Origin of the sequence: Flavobacterium cellulosilyticum (assembly GCF_004349355.1) — a bacterium.
Taxonomy (GTDB): domain Bacteria; phylum Bacteroidota; class Bacteroidia; order Flavobacteriales; family Flavobacteriaceae; genus Flavobacterium; species Flavobacterium cellulosilyticum.
Window position 1 is genome coordinate 109,562 of the sequence record NZ_SMFK01000006.1, and the last position, 22,721, is coordinate 132,282.

Annotated in this window: 16 protein-coding genes; 10 read left to right on the plus strand and 6 right to left on the minus strand. The window is 32.9% G+C overall.

Going from position 1 to position 22,721, the window contains the following annotated elements; all coding sequences use genetic code 11:
- Positions 1-103: 103 nt before the first annotated feature.
- From E0F76_RS11170 to tsf, 6 genes are all read left to right on the plus strand, one after another.
- Positions 104-847, plus strand: coding sequence for a ferritin-like domain-containing protein (locus E0F76_RS11170; RefSeq protein WP_132005707.1), 744 nt, complete (start codon positions 104-106; stop codon positions 845-847).
- A 19-nt stretch (positions 848-866) separates the two neighbouring features.
- Complete coding sequence (locus E0F76_RS11175; protein WP_132005710.1) at positions 867-1,679, plus strand: ferritin-like domain-containing protein; 813 nt, start codon at positions 867-869, stop codon at positions 1,677-1,679.
- A 230-nt stretch (positions 1,680-1,909) separates the two neighbouring features.
- On the plus strand, positions 1,910-2,365 hold the full coding sequence (gene rplM / locus E0F76_RS11180) for a 50S ribosomal protein L13 (protein WP_132005713.1): 456 nt from the start codon (positions 1,910-1,912) through the stop codon (positions 2,363-2,365).
- Positions 2,365-2,751 carry a 30S ribosomal protein S9 gene (gene rpsI / locus E0F76_RS11185; protein WP_132005716.1) on the plus strand — a complete coding sequence of 129 codons (387 nt, stop codon included), beginning with the start codon at positions 2,365-2,367 and terminating at the stop codon, positions 2,749-2,751. Before rplM ends, rpsI begins: the two co-directional genes overlap by 1 nt.
- Positions 2,752-2,917: 166 nt before the next feature.
- Positions 2,918-3,766, plus strand: coding sequence for a 30S ribosomal protein S2 (gene rpsB / locus E0F76_RS11190; protein WP_132005719.1), 849 nt, complete (start codon positions 2,918-2,920; stop codon positions 3,764-3,766).
- A gap of 136 nt (positions 3,767-3,902) precedes the next feature.
- Positions 3,903-4,727, plus strand: a complete 825-nt coding sequence (tsf, locus tag E0F76_RS11195) for a translation elongation factor Ts (RefSeq protein WP_132005722.1) — start codon at positions 3,903-3,905, stop codon at positions 4,725-4,727.
- Between the two features lie 110 nt (positions 4,728-4,837).
- Here the strand turns inward: tsf and E0F76_RS11200 are convergent, their stop codons facing one another.
- The 6 genes from E0F76_RS11200 to E0F76_RS11225 all read right to left on the minus strand — a co-directional run bounded on the left by E0F76_RS11200 (position 4,838) and on the right by E0F76_RS11225 (position 12,563).
- Positions 4,838-5,866 carry a LacI family DNA-binding transcriptional regulator gene (locus tag E0F76_RS11200; protein WP_132005725.1) on the minus strand — a complete coding sequence of 343 codons (1,029 nt, stop codon included), beginning with the start codon at positions 5,864-5,866 and terminating at the stop codon, positions 4,838-4,840.
- A 472-nt stretch (positions 5,867-6,338) separates the two neighbouring features.
- Positions 6,339-6,794 carry a hypothetical protein gene (locus tag E0F76_RS11205; protein WP_132005728.1) on the minus strand — a complete coding sequence of 152 codons (456 nt, stop codon included), beginning with the start codon at positions 6,792-6,794 and terminating at the stop codon, positions 6,339-6,341.
- 26 nt (positions 6,795-6,820) lie between these two features.
- Complete coding sequence (locus E0F76_RS11210) at positions 6,821-8,053, minus strand: hypothetical protein (protein ID WP_132005731.1); 1,233 nt, start codon at positions 8,051-8,053, stop codon at positions 6,821-6,823.
- 344 nt (positions 8,054-8,397) lie between these two features.
- Positions 8,398-8,949, minus strand: coding sequence for a hypothetical protein (locus tag E0F76_RS11215; protein WP_132005734.1), 552 nt, complete (start codon positions 8,947-8,949; stop codon positions 8,398-8,400).
- Between the two features lie 38 nt (positions 8,950-8,987).
- Complete coding sequence (locus tag E0F76_RS11220; protein WP_132005737.1) at positions 8,988-10,736, minus strand: glycoside hydrolase family 13 protein; 1,749 nt, start codon at positions 10,734-10,736, stop codon at positions 8,988-8,990.
- Between the two features lie 57 nt (positions 10,737-10,793).
- Positions 10,794-12,563, minus strand: coding sequence for a glycoside hydrolase family 13 protein (locus tag E0F76_RS11225; RefSeq protein WP_342773083.1), 1,770 nt, complete (start codon positions 12,561-12,563; stop codon positions 10,794-10,796).
- A gap of 707 nt (positions 12,564-13,270) precedes the next feature.
- On the opposite strand from E0F76_RS11225, the gene E0F76_RS11230 reads away from it, so the two are divergent.
- From E0F76_RS11230 to E0F76_RS11245, 4 genes are all read left to right on the plus strand, one after another.
- Complete coding sequence (locus tag E0F76_RS11230) at positions 13,271-15,277, plus strand: glycosyl hydrolase family 95 catalytic domain-containing protein (protein ID WP_132005740.1); 2,007 nt, start codon at positions 13,271-13,273, stop codon at positions 15,275-15,277.
- A gap of 37 nt (positions 15,278-15,314) precedes the next feature.
- Positions 15,315-17,537 (plus strand): alpha-galactosidase, encoded by a 2,223-nt coding sequence (locus tag E0F76_RS11235; protein WP_132005743.1) that lies wholly within the window; start codon positions 15,315-15,317, stop codon positions 17,535-17,537.
- 527 nt (positions 17,538-18,064) lie between these two features.
- Positions 18,065-21,031: a SusC/RagA family TonB-linked outer membrane protein gene (locus tag E0F76_RS11240; protein ID WP_132005746.1), complete on the plus strand. Its 2,967-nt coding sequence runs from the start codon at positions 18,065-18,067 to the stop codon at positions 21,029-21,031.
- Positions 21,032-21,042: 11 nt separating this feature from the next.
- Positions 21,043-22,614, plus strand: a complete 1,572-nt coding sequence (locus tag E0F76_RS11245) for a RagB/SusD family nutrient uptake outer membrane protein (protein WP_132005749.1) — start codon at positions 21,043-21,045, stop codon at positions 22,612-22,614.
- The last annotated feature ends 107 nt before the right edge of the window (positions 22,615-22,721 follow it).

Below are 22,721 nucleotides of genomic sequence, written 5' to 3' on the forward strand. Positions count from 1 at the left end.
TAAGTTTTAGTTTACTTCAAAAACTATTTGATTAAGCGCAAATATACATATTAAATCATTAAACAGTAAGAATACAAGTATTAACCTTTTAAATATTTAGATTATGAAAAATGTACTTTCGATTCAAGAAGTTAAACCCTCTTTCACAAACAGAAGGAGCTTCCTGAAAATTAGTGGACTCACACTTGTGGGCACAAGTTTATTGTTAGCGGGCTGTAATGATGACGATCAAAAGAATGATCCAGTGAATCAGTTACCCGGAGTAAGAAATGGAGTTTTTGATTTAGGTAGCGGAGATTTTGGTGTCTTAACTTATGCTTATGCTCTAGAACAGTTAGAAGCTGATTTTTACACGAAGGTTGTAAATGCTTCTGGGTTCACGACGAATTTCACCGCGCAAGATCAAGCAGTCCTAACGGATCTTTATCGTCATGAAGTCATTCATAGAGAATTTTTCAAGACTGCTTTAACAGGTGCTTTACCAAACCCAACTACTCAACTACTACCAAGCTTATCTTTTGACTATGGAACCTTAAATTTCAGCAACCGCACTCAAGTACTAGCCACGGCAAAAGCTCTGGAAGATACAGGTGTAGCTGCTTACAACGGTGCCGGAAAATTAATTAAAAGCCCTGATTACCTATTGTTAGCAGGAAAAATAGTTTCTGTTGAAGCGAGACACGCATCGGCGATTAGAAGTTTAATTAATCCAAATTCAAAAGATTTTGCCGGGGATGATGTTATAAATGTAACTACAGGACTAGACGTAGCAAGTAATCCATCACAAGTAATTCCCATAGCTGGCGGATTTATCACAACAAAATTTACTGCACAGTATTTACCTTAAACTTTTAAATTTAGAAATTATGAACATATTAAAATTTATAGAGTCGCTTGCTGACGAAAGCGCAATGCAAGCTAAAGGCTCCAGAAGAGAAAGTTTGGGTCAATTCAGTAAATTGGGCAAAAATTTAGCATTGGCAGCTATCCCATTAGGATTAGCATCCATATCCACTTCAGCCTATGCAGCCGATATTTCACCAACTCCTAGTACACCGATTGGAGCTTTACAACTTGCCCTCACATTAGAATATCTAGAAAAAGAATTTTATCAGAAGGCTTTAGATTCCGGAGTAATTCCTTTATCAGAAAACGCAGGACGTGACAGAAAAGTTTTTGAACAAATTTCAAAACATGAAAACAGCCATGTTTCGTTTCTAATTACAGGACTAGGTGGTACCGCCAGTGCAAATTTCGTACCTAAACCCACCTTTGATTTTACCGTTGGTGGCGCTTTTAGCCCCTTTACAGATTACCCAACCTTTCTTGCTTTGGCACAAGCTTTTGAAGACACAGGAGTTCGAGCCTATAAAGGACAGGCTGGAAATCTAATTTCTACTCCCGATTTACTAACGGCAGCATTACAGATTCACTCTGTTGAAGCACGACATGCTTCAGAAGTAAGAAGACTTAGAGGATTAAAAGGCTGGATTTCAGAAAATCAAAGAGGCGCAGGTATGCCAGCAGCAACACAAGCAGTTTATGACGGGGAAGAAGTCACAATTCAAGCTGGATACAATACCGCAACATTATTTGGCGCAGCCGCAGGTTCTGAATCTTATGACGAACCTCTAACAACAGCTCAAGCAGTAGCAATAGCAAATATATTTATTGTGTGAAATAGAATGCACTTAGTATCAAAACCATTTGAATATAGAATTCAAATGGTTTTTTTGTATAAGACTTTATTTACCATCCTGTTAATGAAATCAAACCCCCTGCTTTCATCCAAAAATTAATCTACACATGTATTGTTAAAATAATCATTTAAGGTATTTGTATTTCAAATTATAAATTGTACTTTTGCGCTCCCTTTATTGGGTATGGAATGTTTAATTAAAAAATTATTATGAACGCATTAAGCTACAAGACAGAATCAGCTAGCAAAGCCACAGTAACAAAAGAGTGGATTGTTGTAGATGCTGATGGTCATAACTTAGGACGTCTTGCTTCAAAAGTCGCTATGATTTTAAGAGGTAAGTACAAGCCAAGTTACACACCACACGTGGACTGTGGAGATAACGTAATTGTTATCAACTCAGAAAAAATTAACCTTACAGGTAAAAAAATGGATGACAAAATTTACATGCGTCACACAGGTTACCCAGGAGGACAGAGAACTTTAACTGCTAAAGTATTACAGGCAAAAAATCCTGCATTATTAGTAGAAAAAGCAGTAAAAGGAATGTTACCTAAAAATAAATTAGGAGCTGAACTTTTCAGAAATTTAAATGTTGTTGTAGGATCTGAGCACAAACAAGGCGCTCAAAAACCTAAAACAGTTAACCTTAACGATCTTAAGTAATGGGAGTTATTCACAAAATCGGTAGAAGAAAAACCGCAGTTGCACGTGTTTATGTTTCGGAAGGAACAGGAGTAATCACTGTAAACAAAAAAGAATTCGCGACTTATTTCCCAACAGCTACTTTACAGTACAAAGTAATGCAACCAATGTCTATGACAGAAAATGCAACTAACTTTGACGTAAAAGTAAACGTTTACGGAGGTGGTTCAACTGGTCAAGCAGAAGCTGTAAGAATGGCATTAGCACGCGTTATGTGTGAAGTAAATGCTGAAAACAGAGCAATTTTGAAACCAGAAGGTTTATTAACAAGAGATCCAAGAATGGTTGAACGTAAGAAATTCGGTCAGAAGAAAGCTCGTAAGAGATTCCAATTCTCTAAACGTTAATAGTACCTGTCTTGTACAATTCGTACAAGACCTATTGATAATTAAATTTAAAAACAATGTTGTTGTTGTCCCAATGCGTTGGGAAATTAGTTTAGCATCTAAATGAAGCCAAAAGCCAAAAGCCAAAGGAACATTGCTAATCAACAGAACGTAAACTAAACAAAAAATGTCAAACAAAGTAGAAGTAAAAGAATTACTAGAAGCAGGTGTTCACTTTGGACACATGACTAGAAAATGGGATCCAAATATGGCTCCTTACATTTATATGGAACGTAATGGTATACATATTATCAATCTATATAAAACTGCAGCAAAAATCGAAGAAGCGAATGAAGCTTTGAGAAAAATCGCTGCATCAGGTAGAAAAATACTATTCGTAGCTACCAAAAAACAAGCTAAAGACATCGTTGCTGAAAAAGCAGCTGCCGCAAACATGCCTTACATCACTGAAAGATGGCCTGGTGGAATGTTGACTAACTTCGTAACTATCCGTAAAGCTGTTAAAAAAATGGCTACTATTGATAAAATGAAGAAAGACGGAACATTCATGACTCTTTCTAAAAAAGAGCGTTTGCAAGTAGATCGTCTTCGTGCTAAATTAGAGAAAAACTTAGGTTCAATCGCAGATATGTCTAGACTTCCTGCAGCATTGTTCGTAGTAGATATCAAAGCAGAACACATCGCAATTAAAGAAGCTCAAAAATTAAACATTCCAGTTTTCGCAATGGTGGATACCAATTCTGACCCAAGAGAGGTAGAATTTGTAATCCCATCTAACGATGATGCTTCTAAATCAATCGATAAAATTTTATCTTTGGTAACTGCCGCAATAATTGACGGACTAGCAAACAGAACTTCTGACAAAGAAGGTGACGCTCCCGCTGCTGAAGTAGCTCCAGAAGCTGCTCCTAAAGCTGAAGTTGTTGCTCCTGTAGCAGCTGTTGAAGTAACTGCCGCAGCTGTTGAAGCTGAAGTAGCTGCTCCTGCACCTGAAACTCCAGCGACTGAAGAATAAATAAATATATAAATTCCAAATTTTAAATTCCAAAATCCATATTAAATTAGAAACGTTAAGTTGATGATTTATTAAAATTGGAAATTGGAATTTAAAGGTTGGAATTTTTACTTTTAACAATAAAACAAAATATATTATGGCAACAATTACTGCTGCAGACGTAAATAAATTAAGAACAATCACTGGCGCAGGAATGATGGACTGCAAAAAAGCTTTGGTTGAAGCAGACGGAGATTTTGATTTAGCAATCGAAAACTTACGTAAAAAAGGACAAAAAGTAGCTGCTAACCGTTCAGATAGAGAATCTACTGAAGGTGCTGCAATTGCTGTTGTTAACGCAGACAAAACTGCTGGAGTTGTGATCACATTAAACTGTGAAACTGACTTCGTAGGAATGAACGAAAGCTTTGTAAAAATGGCTACTGAAATGGCTAATCTTGCATTGACTTTCAACACAAAAGAAGAATTTTTAGCTGCTAATTTCAACGGAATCACTGTAGCTGATAAATTAATCGAACAAACTGGAGTAATTGGTGAAAAACTTGAAATTAGAACTTTCGAAAAATTAGAAGGTGCTTTTATTGGTTCTTACATTCACTCTGGAAACAAAATCGCTACTTTGGTTGCTTTATCTGCAAACATCGCTGGTGTTGACGAAGTTGCAAGAAATATTGCAATGCAAGCTGCAGCTATGTCACCAATTGCTTTAAATGAAGCTGGTGTTGACGCTGTAACTATCGAAAAAGAAATTGAAATCGCTAAAGATGTACTTCGTCAAGAAGGAAAACCAGAAGCTATGTTAGACAATATCGCTAAAGGTAAATTGGCTCGTTTCTTTAAAGACAATACTTTAGTGAACCAAGATTATATTAAAGACAATAAATTAAGCGTTGCTGCTTATGCTAAATCTTTAGACAAAGATCTTATCGTTACAGGTTTCAAAAGAGCAGCTTTAGGATAATCTGATTTAAGAATTAAGATTGCCGATTTCAGATTTATGATTTCGACATATAAAAAATCCCATCTTGTTTTATATAAGATGGGATTTTTGTTGCTATAAGAATTGCTAATTCAATTTGTTTTCATACTAGATTCTCTTATAATTAAGCTTGTCTCTAATTCAACTATTCTAGGCTTAAATTCTTTTCCTTCTTTTCGAATATTAATTTCTTCGAGTAATAAATCAAATACATGAACTCCCATTTCATAACTTGGCTGATCTATTGTACTCAATTTTGGGGATATTACTTGCGATATAAACCAATTACTGAATCCTACAACCTTAATTTGTTCAGGGATTTTTAATTTTATTTCATTTAAATAGGCAATTACTCCAATTGCAACCATATCAGTAACAGCAAATATGCCTTCTACATCAGGATGTTCTTCGATAATTTGTTTTGCAAAGTTAAATCCTTCCTCAAATCCAGCTCCAATACAAGTATAAACTAAATTTGAATTAAAAGGAATATCGTTTTTTTCTAATGTTTTTTTGTAACCTAGAAAACGGTCAATAGCATTTTGAGGATTTTCCGGCCCTCGAATATGTGCAATTTTTTTACAACCTTGGTCAATTAAATGCTGAACCGCTTCCATTGCTGCTTTTTGATCGTTGATAATCACTTTAGAACTTGGAATTAATTTAGATATTTTGTCAAATTGAACAAAAGGAATTTCTTTTCGAAGAATTTCCTTTAAATGAAAATCATCGTTAGACTCATTTGAAAGTGATAACATTATTCCATCTACCCTTTTATTAATTAAAAGCGCTACTTGCTTAATTTCTAATTCTAATGATTCATTTGATTGCAAAATGATAACAAGATAACCGTGTTTTTCAGCTTCAGCTATAATACCATTAATAACATTGGAAAAGAAATGGTGAACTACTTCTGGAATTATCAAGCCAATGGTTTTAGACTCTTTGGTACGTAGGTTAACTGCAAAACTATTTGGTGTATAATGAAGTTCTTCTGCTAATGCAAGAACTGCTTTTTTAGTTTTTTCACTTACATCTGAATAATTTTTTAATGCTTTAGAAACAGTCGTAATCGAAATTCCTAAAGCTTCTGCAATCTCTTTCAAAGTCGTTTCTTTCATACAAATTCCTTAAGTTTAAAAACTTTCTTTAATTAACATTTAACTTTATATCATTAACAAATATAGTTTAAAACAATTCACTATATATATCATTTCTCTTTAAACTTAAAAACAAATTAATGACTCTATCGAGTATCAATAATTATGAGGAGAAAATAATGAGGATAATTAATACTAAGTACTCTAAAACAATTCATTATATTCAAGACTTAAAAATTTATTTTCAGCTAATTAAACTTAATAGGCGTGTTTCACTGCTAAATGTTTTAAATACAAAATTGAATAGTTCAAGCAAAAAATGCTATCCGACAAAGATATTTTTAAACACAAAAAATCTTAAAAAAAAAAAACATTATTTCAAAATCTATCTTGTAAAATAGGTTTTTGAAATCAAATGCTATTGAATTGCTATTGATTTTAATTTATACAAAACAGTTAAATAAAATAACTATTCAACCTTATATTTATTTATTTAAGTGATTAGACATTCCTCTATATTATCCTTCTTATAATTTCCTGTAATTACAAATGCAGCTGAAATAATGACTACGTTTTTGATGATATATTGACCTACTAAAGTGGGACAATAAGGAAATGCATCAAAACAAGCTTTTTGTAAAATAAAAATTGGAAAAAAAGTTGCCGTCATATGTACTAAAAGCAAAATAATTGTAACAGGAATAAATCGTTTGATAAGCAGTCCAAAACCAATTATTACTTCAACAATTCCAAGAATAGGAACAAATATTTCGGGTCTAAACCAATAAACTGTATCTTCGACAAGCTCTCCAGCTGGACTTATTCCGATAACTTTTAGTGAACCAAACCAAATATAAACTATAGCTACAGCAAACCTTAAAATTAATATGCTATGTATTTCCATCTTTTTGCTAAAATTTAAATACAAAGTGTTGAATATTGTTATCATGATAGGTGTTTTTATAATTTGTAAAATTAATTTGAAGTTTTTTCACTGCTATCAGGGTTTAAAAGATGCATTTCCATTTTATTGTGATGGCCAAAGCGGTAAGTATAACCAACATTGATTGAATAGTCCGCAAAAGCAGCATCTCCTTGCACATGTACATATTTACTTGGATCTGAAATCGAAGAATTTTGTAAATTTTGATCTGCAATATCAGCAGCACTTTGAATCCTATTTTTGATAAAATTATAAGGAATATATAAGGATAATCCATGTTTACCTATATGGTAAGACACCCCAGATTCAATTGCCACAACATATCCAGGTCTACGATATGCAACTTGCCCACCAAAAACATCATAGGCAGGAATACCTTCAAAACGTCCCGCTAAAGAAAGAGTAAAGTTGTTTTTCTTATCAACAGCTGCCATAATCCCTGCACGAGTAAAATATTGATCCGGACTTGCATAAATAGTATATCCTTCCAATCCTGCTTTTGGAGCAGACTTGAAAGTGCCATTAGATTCTTTTGGATTAAACAAATAATAACCATTCGCAAATCCATAAAGCTTACCATAAATTTTCTTAAACCCCTGTAATTCGATTGTAAAACCTAACCCTCCATCTCCTGGCTGAATGGCTTGATCCATGATAACATTTTTAATCGTACCATTTGTTTGCGGTGCATCGTCAGTTACATTATGTTTACCAGTAGGCAATTTCAACCCTACACTAATCATAACATTTCCCTCAGAAGCTTTTTTTGGATTCATTAACCAATAATTTACGCTAATTCTTGCATCAGCAATTCCTTGAGCATAAACACTATATCTGTAGGTGTTAATTACTGGTGTAGTCTGTTTTAAAACTTGTGATCTTTCATTATGAACATAAGGCAATGTTACGTTAAATTGAATACGATCTGTAAAGCCATAGGAAAAATTTAAATCTACAGCATGGGAATAAATATTTACCGCATTTCCGCGCTCCACCCCATTTGCATCAAACCCGCCTCCTGTGGTTTGACGCAGTGGTTGTTCGTGAGTTCCAATAAAGTGTCTCCAAGAATGAAAATAGCGGTAATTCATTCCTATTTGAATTTCTCCTTCATTTAAATTATAAGAATCGGAAGAACTCATATTTACCCCTCCCATTTGCCTTATGGCAACACAGCCTTGGGCATTTGAATTTTGGGTTTGAAAGGATAGCAAAAGAGTTAATATAAGTGTAAAAAGTGTATTTGAAGTATATGAATTATTCATTATGAAATTATATAAATGATTAGATAATAATTGAAAAAAAGCTCTTTAAAACAAAAGACAGTTTTGTTAGTGGTTTGTGTTTTTTTGGCTAATGATTTTTTCGGATAGAGTTCCAAAATATTAGAATAAATTAATACTAGGTATGTCTACAAATACAGCAGCATCCTTGAATTAATATTTATTTGAAAAATAATTTAAAAAAAATAATTACAAATGCCTAAATAGCCCTCATTATTAGATATTCAAATAGAAAACTTACTTGAATATCTAATAATGATGACAATTAATTACGTTATTTAATAATGTTTAATTTTAAAACATTTCATTTAAATAATCGATAGGAATTAAGCCATTTTAGGGGGAGTATAGGATAATGAGGAATACCCAGAATGAAGCCCATTTTTTGGCTCCATATTAGATCTATTCAAATCAGTTTGAATAAAAAATGAAGATTTTATTACATACGAATTTTCAAATAAAAAATCGTTCAAACTAGATTTAACAAGTCTTTTTAACGGTGTTTTACTTGTAGTATTGGAATCATAAGATTGATTTTCGGCAATTTTTTCCAATTTTAGTATATTACCATCTTGCTGTTTATTTCGAAGATAATACAAACTGATTATATTATCATGGATTCTTTTTTTGAAAATATGATACGTAACATTAATGATTGTAAAATTTTCATTTACATATTCCATATCGGTATCTTCTGTATAAGAATACAAAGAAGCATTTAAATTTATCACCTTAAACTGTGAATCAGGAATTTGCTTCATCAAAGTTATCCACACTTGCTCTTTTTGAAGACTAACTAACAAATAAATTCCTGCAACATTGTATAAAAATGTTGTAGTTAAAATTATGGTTAATAATGTAGTTGCCTTTCTTTTCATAAATTACAACCTACTTTTTAGAATAGAAGAATATTAAATTATTTAACCTCCACAATTAAAGCTTCATAAGGACGTAATACACTTCGGTTATTAATAGTAGAAGTCGGGTAATTCGAGCTTATTATTTTAGAATTTTCAAATTCTACACCCGTTTTCACATTTGCACTATCGGAAGAAAAATTTAATAACACCAGTAACTTTTTTCCTTCTAATTCTCGAGTATAAGCAAATACTTTTGGATTTTCTTTATCTAAAAGCGTATATTTCCCATAGACTAATACTGGATATTGTTTTCGAAGTTTCACTATTTTTCTAAAATAATTCAAAATTGAATTTGGATTATTCTCTTCTATCTCTGCATTTACTGTAGTGTAGTTTTGATTTACTTTCAACCATGGTTTCCCTGTTGTAAATCCAGCATTTTTAGAAGCATCCCATTGAAAAGGTGTTCTGCCGTTTTCTCTTGATGTTTGTTTTTGACCTTCTAAAAATGCAGATAAATCACCCCCTTTTTGCTTCAATCCAAAATATTTATTCCGAGTATCAACATCTTGATAATCATCTATTGAATTAAATTTTGCATTTGTCATTCCAATCTCGTCTCCATTATAATAAAATGAAGTACCTCGCATAGTCAGAACAAATGTAGACAACATTTTTGAAGACAATTCTCTGAATTCAGGTGTATCACTTCCAAACTTATTTATCATTCTTGGTTGATCATGATTGGCAAGAAAGATTGATAACCAACCTTTATCTTTAAATTCTTCATCATATTTTGAAAATATGTTTTTGAATTTTACCAAACCTAAATCACTTAAGCAATCGCCAACACTTACACTTTCAAAATGATAAGCAATATTTAGTTCTTTTCGATCTGGATCTACAAATTCCATAGCATCTTTTGGTGAAGTTCCAGCACCTTCGGCAACGGTCATTGCATTTGGATATTTGCTTAATACTTCGCGATTCATTTCTTGCAAGTATTCATGCAAATGTGGCCCTTTCCCATAATACTTTTCAATTTGTTTTTCATACCCTTTTGGTAATTCCGGCCATGTTGTATCTTTAGATGCAAATTGAAAAGCATCCATTCTAAAACCATCAATTCCCTTGTCTAGCCAAAACCGCATGATGTCATACACTTCGTTTCGAAGTTTTGGATTTTCCCAATTCAAATCGGGTTGTTTTTGTGAAAAATAATGCAAATAGTACGAATTTGTTGGTGCATCATATTTCCAAGCTTCACTATTTACATCAAAAAAGCTCCATCTGTAGGTTGGCTTTCCTTTTTCAGCTGGCCACCAATGGTAGTAATCTCTGTATTTATTGTCTCTTGAGCTACGGGCTTGTTTGAACCATTCATGTTCATCACTACTATGATTTACAACTAAATCCATAATCAGTTTGATTCCGCGTGCATGCATCCCTTTGAGCAAAACATCAAAATCTTCCATTGTGCCAAAATCTTTCATGATTTCGCGATAATTACTAATATCGTAACCATTATCGTCGTTTGGCGATTCGTAAATTGGGTTGAGCCAAACAGCATCGATACCCAGACTTTTGATATAATCTAATTTAGAAATTATTCCTTTTAAATCACCAACTCCATCGCCATTACTATCTTTAAAACTACGAGGATAAATTTGATAAATCACGGCTTCTTTCCACCATTTTTTATCTAGATTTGATGATGATTTGGTAACAGTAACTTGACTATATGACATATTAAATGAGAAAATTATGGTTAGATAAATAGCTATTTTAACGTGTAAATTTTTCATGATTTATAATTTATCGGTTAATTAAAAATGCTCGTTTTTTATTAAAAAATATAATTGTTATTTTAATTCATACACAATTGCTTCATAAGGCCTAAGTTCAGTGCTTTTTGAAACTGTTGTGTAATTGTTAATCAAAACTTTTGCGTTTTTTATACTCACATCTGTATTTACTTTAGCATTTTTAGAGGTGAAATTTAATAGAATCAATAATTTCTTTCCATTAAGTTCTCTTGTATAAGCATACACATTTGGATTTTCTTTATCCAATAACGTATACTTCCCGTAAATTAAGGCGAGATTTGATTTTCGCAATCTGGTCATTTTTCTAAAATAATTCAAGTTAGAATTGGGATCTTTATCTTGGACTTTTGCATTCAAATAAGAATAATTATCATTTACTTTCAACCATGGATTCCCATTTGAAAATCCCCCATTTTTAGTAGCATCCCATTGAAAAGGAGTTCTCCCATTATCTCTTGCTCCTCCTGTTTTTTGATCTTCAATAAATTGTTTCAAATCACCGCCAGCATTTTTTACTTTTTCATATTCGGCCAAAGTTTCAATATCTCGATAATCATCAATTTTATCAAATTTCGCATTAACCATTCCTATTTCGTCTCCATTGTAATAATAGGGTGTACCTCTCATCGTTAACAAAAAGGTAGTCAGCAATTTTGATGATAAAACCCTAAATTGAGGCGAATCATTTCCCCAACGAGAAGTCATTCTGGGTTGATCGTGATTGCCTAAATAAATAGTTCCCCAGCCTTTTTTGGCATAAACAGCATCCCAATCAGAATAGATTTTTTTGAATTCGACTAAGCTCCAATTTGGATTCATTTTTTTGAAATAACCAGGAATATAACCTAAGTTCGTTCCTTCAAAATGATAGCCCATATCCAATTCTTTTCTGTCGGGATCAACAAAATTCAAAGCCGTTTCTTTGATCATCCCCGCTCCTTCTGCCAATGCCATACAATCATATTTACTCAAAACTTCTTTGTTCATCTCTTTCAAATAATCATGCAAATGTGGACCGCTAGCCATATAAATATCCCATCTTCCATGATAATCTTTATTCAATTCTTCTTGAGTTATTACTGGAAAAGTAGTGTCTTTGGCAATAAACGGAATCACATCCATTCGAAAACCATCAATTCCTTTTTTGAACCACCAATTCATCATGGCAAATATCTCTTGACGTAATTTTGGATTTTCCCAATTCAAATCAGGCTGTTTATAGCTGAAATAATGCAAATAGTACGAATCGGTTTGCTTGTCGTATCTCCAACCACTTCCGTCTGCCTCAAAAGCTCCAGGACGAAAAGCAGGTTTTCCTTTTTCGGCTGGCCACCAATGATAGTAATCTCTGTATGGATTATCTCTTGATTTTCTACTTTCCTGAAACCATTTATGCTCATCAGAACTGTGATTTACCACTAAATCCATTACTAATTTCAAGCCTCTTTCGTGCATTCCTTTGAGCAATGTGTCAAAATCTTCCATTGTACCAAACTCTTTCATAATTGCCTGATAATCTGAAATATCGTATCCATTATCTGCATTTGGAGATCCGTAAATTGGATTTAACCAAACTACATCTACTCCTAAACTCTTGATATAATCTAGTTTAGAAATAATCCCTTTTAAGTCGCCAACACCGTCACCATCAGTATCCTTGAAACTTCTTGGATAAATTTGGTAAACAACAGCTTCTTTCCACCATTTTCTATCAAAGGAGGATTTTGATTCTTGCGCCATCGCTATTTCATTGGTTAGAAAAATTAGTATAAAAAAGAAAAATAATAAGTTGCTTTTTTGTTTCATTTTATAGATTTTTAAATTAAATATTCATGAATTTTCGAATTGTTTCATTCTCGATTTTCAGGTTTTTTCCTTCATTACTTGCGACCAATACTCATAAAGAACAAGCAAATTAATTGATTTTCGGGGTGCTTCTTTAGTTAATAATTTACTTTATAATCTTGCTAGAAATAAATCTCCAGCTCCAACCATATCGGTAACATTTATTTTATATCCACTATTGTAATACATTCGGTCATTCTAATATAAAACTGCGCCATTCCTCCCTTTTGTCAGGCAAATACTTCGTGTGTTAGTTTGCTTAGCAATAAAAATATGTTTTGTTCTAAAGAATTAAAAGGAGAATTTAAATACTTGCTAATTTCAAATAATTCATCATCCTTAAATTTAATATAATAAGATTTACACATCAATTCAATTAGTAATTCTGGATTATATATTCGATTTTCTTTATTGCTGCTTTAAAAATTGATTTACCAAAAATTCTTTTTTTTCATAAAAAAATCACTTATAAATTTCATTTATAATAAATATATTTAGAAAATAACTTCATAAAAATAGAATTCATTTTATTAAATAATTAAAAACTTAAAAACGAAAACGTTTTCGAATAGTCGAAAACGTTATCGGTATTAATTTCAAGTGTCTTAATTGATTAAAGTCCCCTTTTATAAAAAAAAGATTTAAGTTTGAAATTAAAATTATAATCTATGTATTTAAAAATCAATCTATCAATTCTTTTACTAGCGATTAGTATTTCCACTTTTGGTCAGTTTAAATCTGATGAATGGCATTTGACGGCTAATTCTAGAGAAAATTATTTTGGTGTTGCAATGGCAAATGGTCAAATTGGAATTGTGACCGATGATACTCCTCTTAAAACTAAAGAAATTATTTTAAATGGTGTTTATGAAGGAAGTCCTGAAAATGGAATTAGTAGAATAGTGCGGGGAATCGAATTTTTGAATTTACATTTAAGCATTAATGGACAAGAAATAAAATCTTCTACTATTTCTAACTGGAGTCAAGGAATTTCGATGAAGGAAGGAACCAGTACTACTTCTTTTTCATTCAAAGATTTGGCAAACATCAATTATACCATTTTGGCCAATCGTGCGGTTCCTTATTCCGCAATGGCAATCATTGAAATCACCCCTAATAAAGACATAGAAATTATAGCCAATAATTATATGGTGATTCCAGATGAATTAAAGGAAGCGAAAAGTCAGTTTCGGGTCTTAAAAGACAATCAATATTTAATGCCTGTATTTGGAACATCTGCTAAGACGCTAAATGGCAAATACAGCATTTCTGCTTCAACTACATTTCTTTTTGATGAAACAAGTGAAACTTTGAAACAAACAGGTAACGAAGTTGGTTTCTCTAAAAAATTATCGAAAGGCAAAAAGTATCGTTTTGCTATCGCTGGCGGAATTTGCACATCTAAAGATTTCACAGATCCTTTGAATGAATCCGAAAGACAACCTATTTATGCATTGCAACAAGGTATCGATAATTTACTAAATCGCCACAAAGATGCCTGGGCTGAATTATGGAAAACTGGTGACATTCAAATCGAAGGGGATTTAGATGCACAACAACGGGTTCGATTTGCATTGTACAATTTATACTCTTATATCCGACCAGAAACAAGACAAAGTATTGCTCCTATGGGCTTGTCGTCACAGGGGTATAATGGCCATATATTTTGGGATGCAGAGCTTTGGATGTATCCTACTTTATTGGCGTTGCAACCGGAGATGGCTAAATCCTGTTTGGATTATCGTTCGGATCGTTTGCAAAAAGCCAAACAAAAAGCAACAATTTATGGCTACAAAGGTGCCATGTATCCCTGGGAATCTGATGATACCGGCGAGGAAGCAACACCTACTTGGGCTTTGACAGGTATTTTCGAACAACATATCACAGCTGACGTGGCGATTGCTTTTTGGAATTATTATGCCCTTACGCAAGACAAATCATGGTTGCGAAGTGAATTTAAAGTATTAAAAGAAACTGCTGATTTTTGGGTAAGTCGCGTCGTAAAAAATGAAGATGGAAGTTATTCCATTCTAAATGTAGTTGGCGCCGATGAATATGCACAACATGTTGATGATAATGCGTTTACAAATGCGTCGGCAATTGAAGCTTTGAAAAATACCATTAAAGCGGCAAATATTTTAAACGAACCAGTCGACCCAAAATGGATAGCTATTTCAGATAATTTAGTCATTCACAGAGAAAACGGAATCACACAAAATTACAAAGGTTATAACGGACAAATAATCAAACAGGCTGATGTAAACCTTTTAGCTTACCCATTACATGTAATTACGGACAAAAATCAAATTGAAAAAGATTTGGAGTATTATGCAGCTAAAATTGATCCAAAGGATGGGCCTGCAATGGCTTCAGGTGTTTTATCTGTTTTATATTCTCGATTGGGTAATGAAAAAAAAGCATACGAATATTTTGTAAAATCATATTTACCTAATAGCCGTCCCCCTTTTGGTGTATTCTCAGAATCTGCAAATAGCAATAATCCTTATTTTGCAACTGGAGCTGGCGCCATGCTTCAAGCGATTATTTATGGATTTGGAGGAGTGGAACAAACTGATAGAGGATTGAAATACAATAAAGGACTTTTGCCCAAAAAATGGAAATCACTAAAAATAATAGGTTTAGGTGTTGATAACAAAACGATAATTATAGAATAAAAACAGCTAGAAGTATAAATTAAATTAAAACAGAATTATGAGACAAAAAATAAACCGTTATTTAAACACAAAAAGAATAGTGCTTTTAGGTTTTATATTAGCTGCAATTCAATTATCGGCACAAACAACCACCATAGCAATTGCAACATCTGATAATATGTTGCTTTTACAAACGGACACTAACAACAGATTAAGAACGATTTATTTTGGCAAACCACTTGAAAATGAAAGTGAATTTGCCGCTGTTTCTGCTGGATATAATTATGATGAATTCAACTCTGGTATTTACAATTCTTCATATACCCCTTCGGGCACTTGGAATCTTTCTGAACCCGCCATTCAAGTCAAACATGCAGATGGGAATCCGTCTTTGGAATTGAAATATGTTAGCCATAAAGTCGAAAAAATAGATGATAACTCTACTCTTACAAGCATTCTTTTAAAGGATCCTGTTTATCCTTTTGAAGTTACTTTATTTTATAAAGTATGGAAAAAAGAAAACATTATTGAACAATGGACTGAAATTAAACACAAGGAAAAAAAACCTGTTCAATTATTAAAATACGCTTCAGCTAATTTATATTTTGCAGGTAAAGACTTCTATCTCACAAGTTTTCAAGGTGAATACCTAAAAGAAATGCAGCCTGTAGAAACGAAACTTGTACAAGGTATAAGAACAGTAGACTCTAAATTAGGGACACGAGCAATGCTATTGCAAACTCCTAACTTTATAATGTCTTTTGGCAAACCTGCTTCGGAAAACGAAGGGAATGTTATGATCGGTCAATTAGCTTGGAGTAGCAATTTCAAACTTGATTTTGAAATTGACTCTCATAAAAACCTTCGTTTAATTGCAGGAATAAATCCATTCGCCTCTGAATATACATTACAGCCAAATAAAGTATTTAAAACACCTTCTTTAATCTATGCTTTATCCAATAATGGAACAGGAGAGGCTAGCAGAAATTTACATAATTGGGCAAGAAAATACAGATTACTTGACGGAGAAGGAGAACGACTTACTTTATTGAATAATTGGGAAGCAACTTTTTTTGATTTCGATGAAAACAAAATAAAAGGATTGTTCAAAGATGCAAAAGATTTAGGTGTTGATCTGTTTTTGTTAGACGACGGTTGGTTTGGAAATAAATACCCTAGAAATAATGATGACGCAGGACTTGGAGACTGGCAGGAAAACAAAAAGAAACTACCTAGTGGTTTGGGATATTTAGTTAAGGAAGCTAAAAAAGAAGGAGTGAAATTTGGGATTTGGATTGAACCTGAAATGGTAAACCCAAGAAGCGAATTATATGAAAAACATTTGGATTGGGTAATTCGACAACCTGAAAGACCTGAAATTTATTATAGAAATCAAATGGTTTTGGACTTGTCGAATCCCGAAGTACAAGACTTTGTTTTTGGAGTTGTAGATAATTTATTTGTACAAAACCCTGAATTAGCATTTATAAAATGGGATTGTAATGCTGTCATTTATAATGCTTATTCTTCATATCTTAACAAAAAAGGATTGCCGCAATCTAACTTATACGTTGATTATACTGAAGGATTATATAATGTACTTAAGCGAATTCGTGCTAAATATCCAAAAGTCCCAATGATGTTATGTTCAGGTGGTGGTGGCCGAGGCGATTATGAATTTTTGAAGTATTTTACAGAATTTTGGCCAACAGATGACACCGAACCTTTAGAAAGAATATTTGTTCAATGGGATTACTCCTATTTTTTCCCTTCAATTGCGACCTGCAACCATGTTACCGACTGGGGAAAACAACCCCTTAAATTTAGAGTTGATGTAGCAAGTATGGGGAAATTAGGTTTTGATATTGTAGCTGCCAAACTAAATCCAGATGATAAAACTTTTTGCAAACAAGCCATAACAAATTACAACTCCTTTAAATCAATTGTATGGCAAGGAGATATGTTTCGACTTGTTAATCCTCATGAAAATGATATTGCTGCCTTGATGTATGTAAATTCAGAAAAAAACCAAGCAATAGTTTTTAACTACTTAGTAAACAATCGATTTAATATTACCGCTACAAAACGTCCAGTGGTATTAAATGGATTAAATCCAAAGAAAAATTATACTGTAAAAGAAATTAATTTGTATCCTGGAACTAAATCTACTATTGATTCTAATAAAATATACACTGGTGATTTCTTGATGAAAGCAGGGATTAATCCTAATGTAAATTTACAAAGAACTAGTGTTGTTTTAGAGATAAAGGAAGTGCAATAAATATCCTATTCAATCTCCGTTTGATTAAAAAAATGGATTCAACTTTTTTGTAGAAAAGTTGAACCCATTTTTTTAATCAATTTTTTTTACCACCAAAAAATATATAGAAATTAAAGCCAATTTTATAAAAATAGAATTCTTACTAAATGTGATTGTAAAGTGAAAATTTAACTTTCATTTTTATCTCAAAACAATGAAAAAATCACAATTAAATACCAACTTTTCTTAAATAAAAAACCAATAAATCGGCTAATAAACACTTTCAAAATAGCATTAACATAGAATATTAAAAAAAGTAATAAACTTGTATTACTTAGATATATATTTATTTAATATAACTTTTTTTTATGTAAAGTGTAATTTTATCACTTATTTTTTAAATAATTAATTATCAAATCGAAAACGTTTTCGGAGTACCGAAAACGTTTTCGATAAAGGTTTCTTAATATTATCATAAATTATTTGTTAGGTTTGAATAGTTATTTAAACTAATTAAATATATTACTAACCAAACTTATTTTTTACGTATGAAAAATAGTCTACTTAAAGGCTTGATGGTGTTTCTAACCATGCTATGTACCAGTCTGATCTATTCGCAAGATGTGTCAGGCACAGTATCCGATTCTAGCGGTCCTCTACCAGGGGCTTCTATAATAGTAAAAGGAACAACAAATGGGGCACAAACTGATTTCGATGGTAAATTTGCTCTCAAAAATGTAGGGCCAAATGCAGTTTTAGTTATTAGCTTTGTAGGAACTAAAACGCAAGAAGTCAATGTGTCAGGAAAATCTACAATTAATGTAGTTTTAAAAACGGATGCAGCTGAATTAACTGAAGTTGTCGTAATTGGTTACGGCGCCGTGAGAAAGAAAGATGCAACTGGAGCAGTTGATCAAATTAGTTCAAAGAAATTTGACAATGTTGCTGCTACAAATCCTGCATCCCTTTTACAAGGAAAAGTTGCGGGTGTGCAAATTACTTCTTCAAGTGGTGAGCCAGGCGCTTCAAATTCAATTAGAATCCGTGGTAACAGTTCCTTACGTGGGGGTAACGGACCTCTTATTGTTGTAGATGGTGTTCCTTTAGCTGGTGGTGATGTAACTTCTGGTGGTGCTAGTTTAGGAAACGGTACTTCATCAGCTAAAGATCCTTTAAGTTTTATAAATCAAAATGATATCGAAAGCATGTCTATTTTGAAAGATGCCTCTTCTACTGCAATTTATGGAGCTAGGGGTGCTAATGGTGTAATTATTATTACAACAAAGAAAGGAAAATCTAAAGTGCCAGAATTGACTTATTCTACTTCTTTTTCTACTTCTAGTTATTCTTCAAAATTCAATGTATTATCTACCGAAGAATTTATAGCAGCAACTCCAGGTCAAGATGCAAATCATTTTGGAGGAGCATTCGACTGGAAAAAACAAATTTTACAAAAAGGGAATACTATGAATCATGATTTATCTTATTCTAGTGGAACAGATAAATCTAACACTAGAGTATCCTTGGGTATGGCTAGTACTGATGGTATCATAAGAAATACTGGAATAGATAAATATACTGCAACTTTATATAATTCAAATGATTTCTTAGATGGAATATTGAAATTAGAAACTCGTATATCTTATTCAAACATCAAAGACAAGAGAGGATTATTGACTGACAACACCGGTTATATTGGTGATTTATTAAGTTCATCATTGTATTGGAACCCTACACATTCCGTTTATGATGCTACCATGCCAGGTGGATACACAAGAGTAAGTGGTGACCATATTAATCCAGTTCATATACTAAATTCATACTCAAATAATGGTGATTTGTCTAAATTCTTAGGAAGTCTCTCAACTACTGTCAAAATAACTGATAATTTGAAATACAACATGGTTTTTGGAATGGAGACTTCTAATTCAACCGTAAAACAAGAAGCACTTCCAGATTTAAACATTCAAGATTTTGCAACAGCAACAAATCCTGCAGATTTAAAAACATATCGAGGTCAAGCAGCTATTTCTACTGACCAAAGGGTCAATAAAACTATAGAGCATAATTTAACTTATACAAAGGATATTACAAAAGACTTTAATTTGAATGCAATTGCTGGATATTCTTACTATAATTATAATTCTAATGGTAGCTTTGTTAGTGCAAAAGGTTTTGCAGCTTCACAAACTAATTTATTAGAAAACATGGAAGGTGGAATCCCAACAGAAACTAGAACTGGTTCTTATAAAGGTTTAGTTGAAATGCAATCTGTTTTTGCTAGAATTTCATTAGCTTTATATAATAAATTAAATGTAGATTTAACCATAAGACGTGACGGTTCATCTAAAACAGCAGCAGGAAAAAAATATGGAAATTTCCCTTCTTTGGGTATTGGCTATAAACTAGTTGAAGGAAAAGAAGGATTAGTAAATGATTTGAAATTAAGAGTAAATGTGGGTAAAACAGGTAATACTGAATTCCCAAGAAACTCTTCTGTAGGTATCATTGAATATAATGGTCCAGATCAATTTAATATTGTAAATAATGCAAATTCTCAATTAACATGGGAGACTACAACTTCTTACGGAGTAGGTACAGACTTTACATTAATACATGGTAATTTAACAGGATCTGTTGATTATTTCAACAAAAACACAACTGATTTAATAGTTGGTATTCCTTCAACTTCAGGACAGCCATCTCCAGCAGGTATTAAATACACTAATTTACCTGCAAATCTAATTAACCAAGGAGTAGAAGTTACTTTAAATTATAAAATAATTGATACTGAAGATTTATCATGGGATATCTCTGGAAATATGGCATTCTTATCAAATAATATTAAAAATCTAGGAGCATCAAACGTGTATAATGTTGGTTCTATTGCTGGAGCAGGTTTGACTGATTCTTATGTACAAAGAATACAAGATGGATACCCTTTATATACATACTATCTTCCAACATTTACTGGATATGATGCAAATGGGATTTCACAATATGCAGATGGCGGCGCTTTAAAAATGTTAGACAAACAGCCATTGCCTAAAATGACTGCCGGTTTTTCAACAAGTTTGGCTTACAAAGCATTTGATTTCTCAACATCTTTATATGGAAATTTCGGACATTATTTATTTAACAATACCAATGTCGCTCTTTTCTACCAGAATCAATTGGGAGGTAAAAACGTAACTCCAGCAGTGGCAAATTCAGTTCAATCGAGATCTGATGCTAATACACCATCTACCAAGTACCTTGAAAAAGGAGACTTTATTAGAATGGGGAATTTAACCTTTGGTTATACTGTTAAAGGAGATGCTTTAGAGCGTTTTAAAATGAAATCAGCTCGTATCTATGTAAATGCTTCCAACTTATTTGTTATTACTAGCTATTCAGGATTCGATCCAGAAGTTGATACTAACAAAACTTTAAATGGTATTCCTTCAGCAGGTATAGATTATTTATCGTATCCAAAATCTAGAGCTTTTTCAATAGGCCTTAACGTAACATTTTAATTAGAGTAAAAATGAAAAAATATAATTTTATAAAGTACAGCATTTTTGCAGGAGCCTTAGTTCTTGGAGTTAGTTGTACTAATTTAGATGAAAAAATTCTTGATGCAACAGATATTTCAACCGCAGATCCAGATGCTGTTTTAAGTTCCGCTTACAATGGATTGAAACAATTTGAGACTCAAGACGGAATATTTGCAGTGTCAGAGGTCTCTACGGATTTTATAATTGTACCAACTCGTGCAGGTGACTGGGGTGATGGTGGCGCTTGGCTGCAAGATCATTTTCATACATGGACTGCAGATAGTAGAGAAGTTAACTCTGCTTGGAAACAAATGCTATCAAGTGTCTATAGTTGCGATTTAGCATTAGCAATCAAAGGAATTCCAGCTTCTAAGAAAGCAGAAGCCCAATTTTTGAAAGCGTTTTATTACTATAATGCTATCGATTTGTATGGGCAGGTACCTTATAGAGAAGCAGGTAGTAATCCAGATGATTTCCCTAAAGCATGGACTTCTCCTGAAGCTACAGCACAAATTATTACTTTGCTTGAACAAGCCTTGCCTAATTTGCCAGCAAAAAACACTTCTGACCCTTCAATTGCGAGTAAAGATGCGGCAAACTTTTTGTTAGCTAAAATTTATTTGAATAAAGCCGTGTATGATATGCCTTCTCACACGGGATTTAATGCAAACAATGTAGCTAATATGAATAAAGTAATTCAATACGTGGATGCTATTTCTAGCGCTACTACTTTAGCTCCTGATTACTGGGATAACTTTAAGCCATCAAACAATACCTGTCCAGAGTTAATTTTAACCTCAAGAAACGTTCTTGGTGTTGATGCGGTAGCGGGATTGGGAATAAATGGAATAAAATCAAGATGGTATATGAGTGCTCATTACAATCAAATTCCAAGTGGTTGGAACGGATTTTCAGTGTTACAGGAATATTACGACAAGTTTGACCCATCTGATAGACGTATTAAAAATAATGACGCAGCTGTTATTGCAGCTTTCGGAAGTCCCCTTGGAATGCGCAGAGGACAACAATTTGACAAAGGAGGCGTTAAACCTTTAACTACAAGAGCTCAAAACGGCTCATTGCCACTGGATTTCCAAAGTGACCTTGCGGGCTTACCTGCAGATGGCAAAATCGTAAGTGCTAACTGGCTTGAAAGATGGGGTATTCGTCCTCAAAAATACATTCCAGATGTATCTAATATGGAGAAACCTGAAAATGATTATGTATTATTCCGTTATGCAGATGCATTATTGATGAAAGCTGAAGCTATTGTAAGAGGTGGTACAAGTACTACTACTACCGCTTCTATTGCCGCTTTATTATCTTCTCGTCAAGGAATCACTACAGTAATTAATTTATCAACAATACCTAATATAGATAAAGCAAGAGCAACTGAATTGTGGGAAGAAGGATGGAGAAGAAATGATATGATTCGTTTCGGAACTTATACAACTTCAAGAGCAACAATGAAAAATACTGAAGCTTTTAGAGTATTGTTACCTATACCTACTACAGCTTTGTTGAATCCAAATATTCGACAAAATCCTGGATATGCAAATTAGTAATTGTTTATAACTTTTAGTTGGTTTTAGTTAGTAAAAAGAGGGTATTCAACTACCCTCTTTGTTATTTTACAATAGAACCAACGTGATTTTTGTAGCCTTTTTTG

What these genes read in the sequence shown, in the direction of transcription:
- E0F76_RS11210 (WP_132005731.1), bottom strand. Translation starts at nt 8,053, where the DNA reads ATGAATAATTCATATACTTCAAATACACTTTTTACACTTATATTAACT.
- E0F76_RS11170 (WP_132005707.1), top strand. Translation starts at nt 104, where the DNA reads ATGAAAAATGTACTTTCGATTCAAGAAGTTAAACCCTCTTTCACAAAC.
- E0F76_RS11230 (WP_132005740.1), top strand. Translation starts at nt 13,271, where the DNA reads ATGTATTTAAAAATCAATCTATCAATTCTTTTACTAGCGATTAGTATT.
- rpsB (WP_132005719.1), top strand. Translation starts at nt 2,918, where the DNA reads ATGTCAAACAAAGTAGAAGTAAAAGAATTACTAGAAGCAGGTGTTCAC.
- E0F76_RS11175 (WP_132005710.1), top strand. Translation starts at nt 867, where the DNA reads ATGAACATATTAAAATTTATAGAGTCGCTTGCTGACGAAAGCGCAATG.
- E0F76_RS11205 (WP_132005728.1), bottom strand. Translation starts at nt 6,794, where the DNA reads ATGATAACAATATTCAACACTTTGTATTTAAATTTTAGCAAAAAGATG.
- E0F76_RS11245 (WP_132005749.1), top strand. Translation starts at nt 21,043, where the DNA reads ATGAAAAAATATAATTTTATAAAGTACAGCATTTTTGCAGGAGCCTTA.
- E0F76_RS11240 (WP_132005746.1), top strand. Translation starts at nt 18,065, where the DNA reads ATGAAAAATAGTCTACTTAAAGGCTTGATGGTGTTTCTAACCATGCTA.
- tsf (WP_132005722.1), top strand. Translation starts at nt 3,903, where the DNA reads ATGGCAACAATTACTGCTGCAGACGTAAATAAATTAAGAACAATCACT.
- E0F76_RS11235 (WP_132005743.1), top strand. Translation starts at nt 15,315, where the DNA reads ATGAGACAAAAAATAAACCGTTATTTAAACACAAAAAGAATAGTGCTT.
- E0F76_RS11225 (WP_342773083.1), bottom strand. Translation starts at nt 12,563, where the DNA reads ATGAAACAAAAAAGCAACTTATTATTTTTCTTTTTTATACTAATTTTT.
- E0F76_RS11200 (WP_132005725.1), bottom strand. Translation starts at nt 5,866, where the DNA reads ATGAAAGAAACGACTTTGAAAGAGATTGCAGAAGCTTTAGGAATTTCG.
- E0F76_RS11215 (WP_132005734.1), bottom strand. Translation starts at nt 8,949, where the DNA reads ATGAAAAGAAAGGCAACTACATTATTAACCATAATTTTAACTACAACA.
- E0F76_RS11220 (WP_132005737.1), bottom strand. Translation starts at nt 10,736, where the DNA reads ATGAAAAATTTACACGTTAAAATAGCTATTTATCTAACCATAATTTTC.
- rpsI (WP_132005716.1), top strand. Translation starts at nt 2,365, where the DNA reads ATGGGAGTTATTCACAAAATCGGTAGAAGAAAAACCGCAGTTGCACGT.
- rplM (WP_132005713.1), top strand. Translation starts at nt 1,910, where the DNA reads ATGAACGCATTAAGCTACAAGACAGAATCAGCTAGCAAAGCCACAGTA.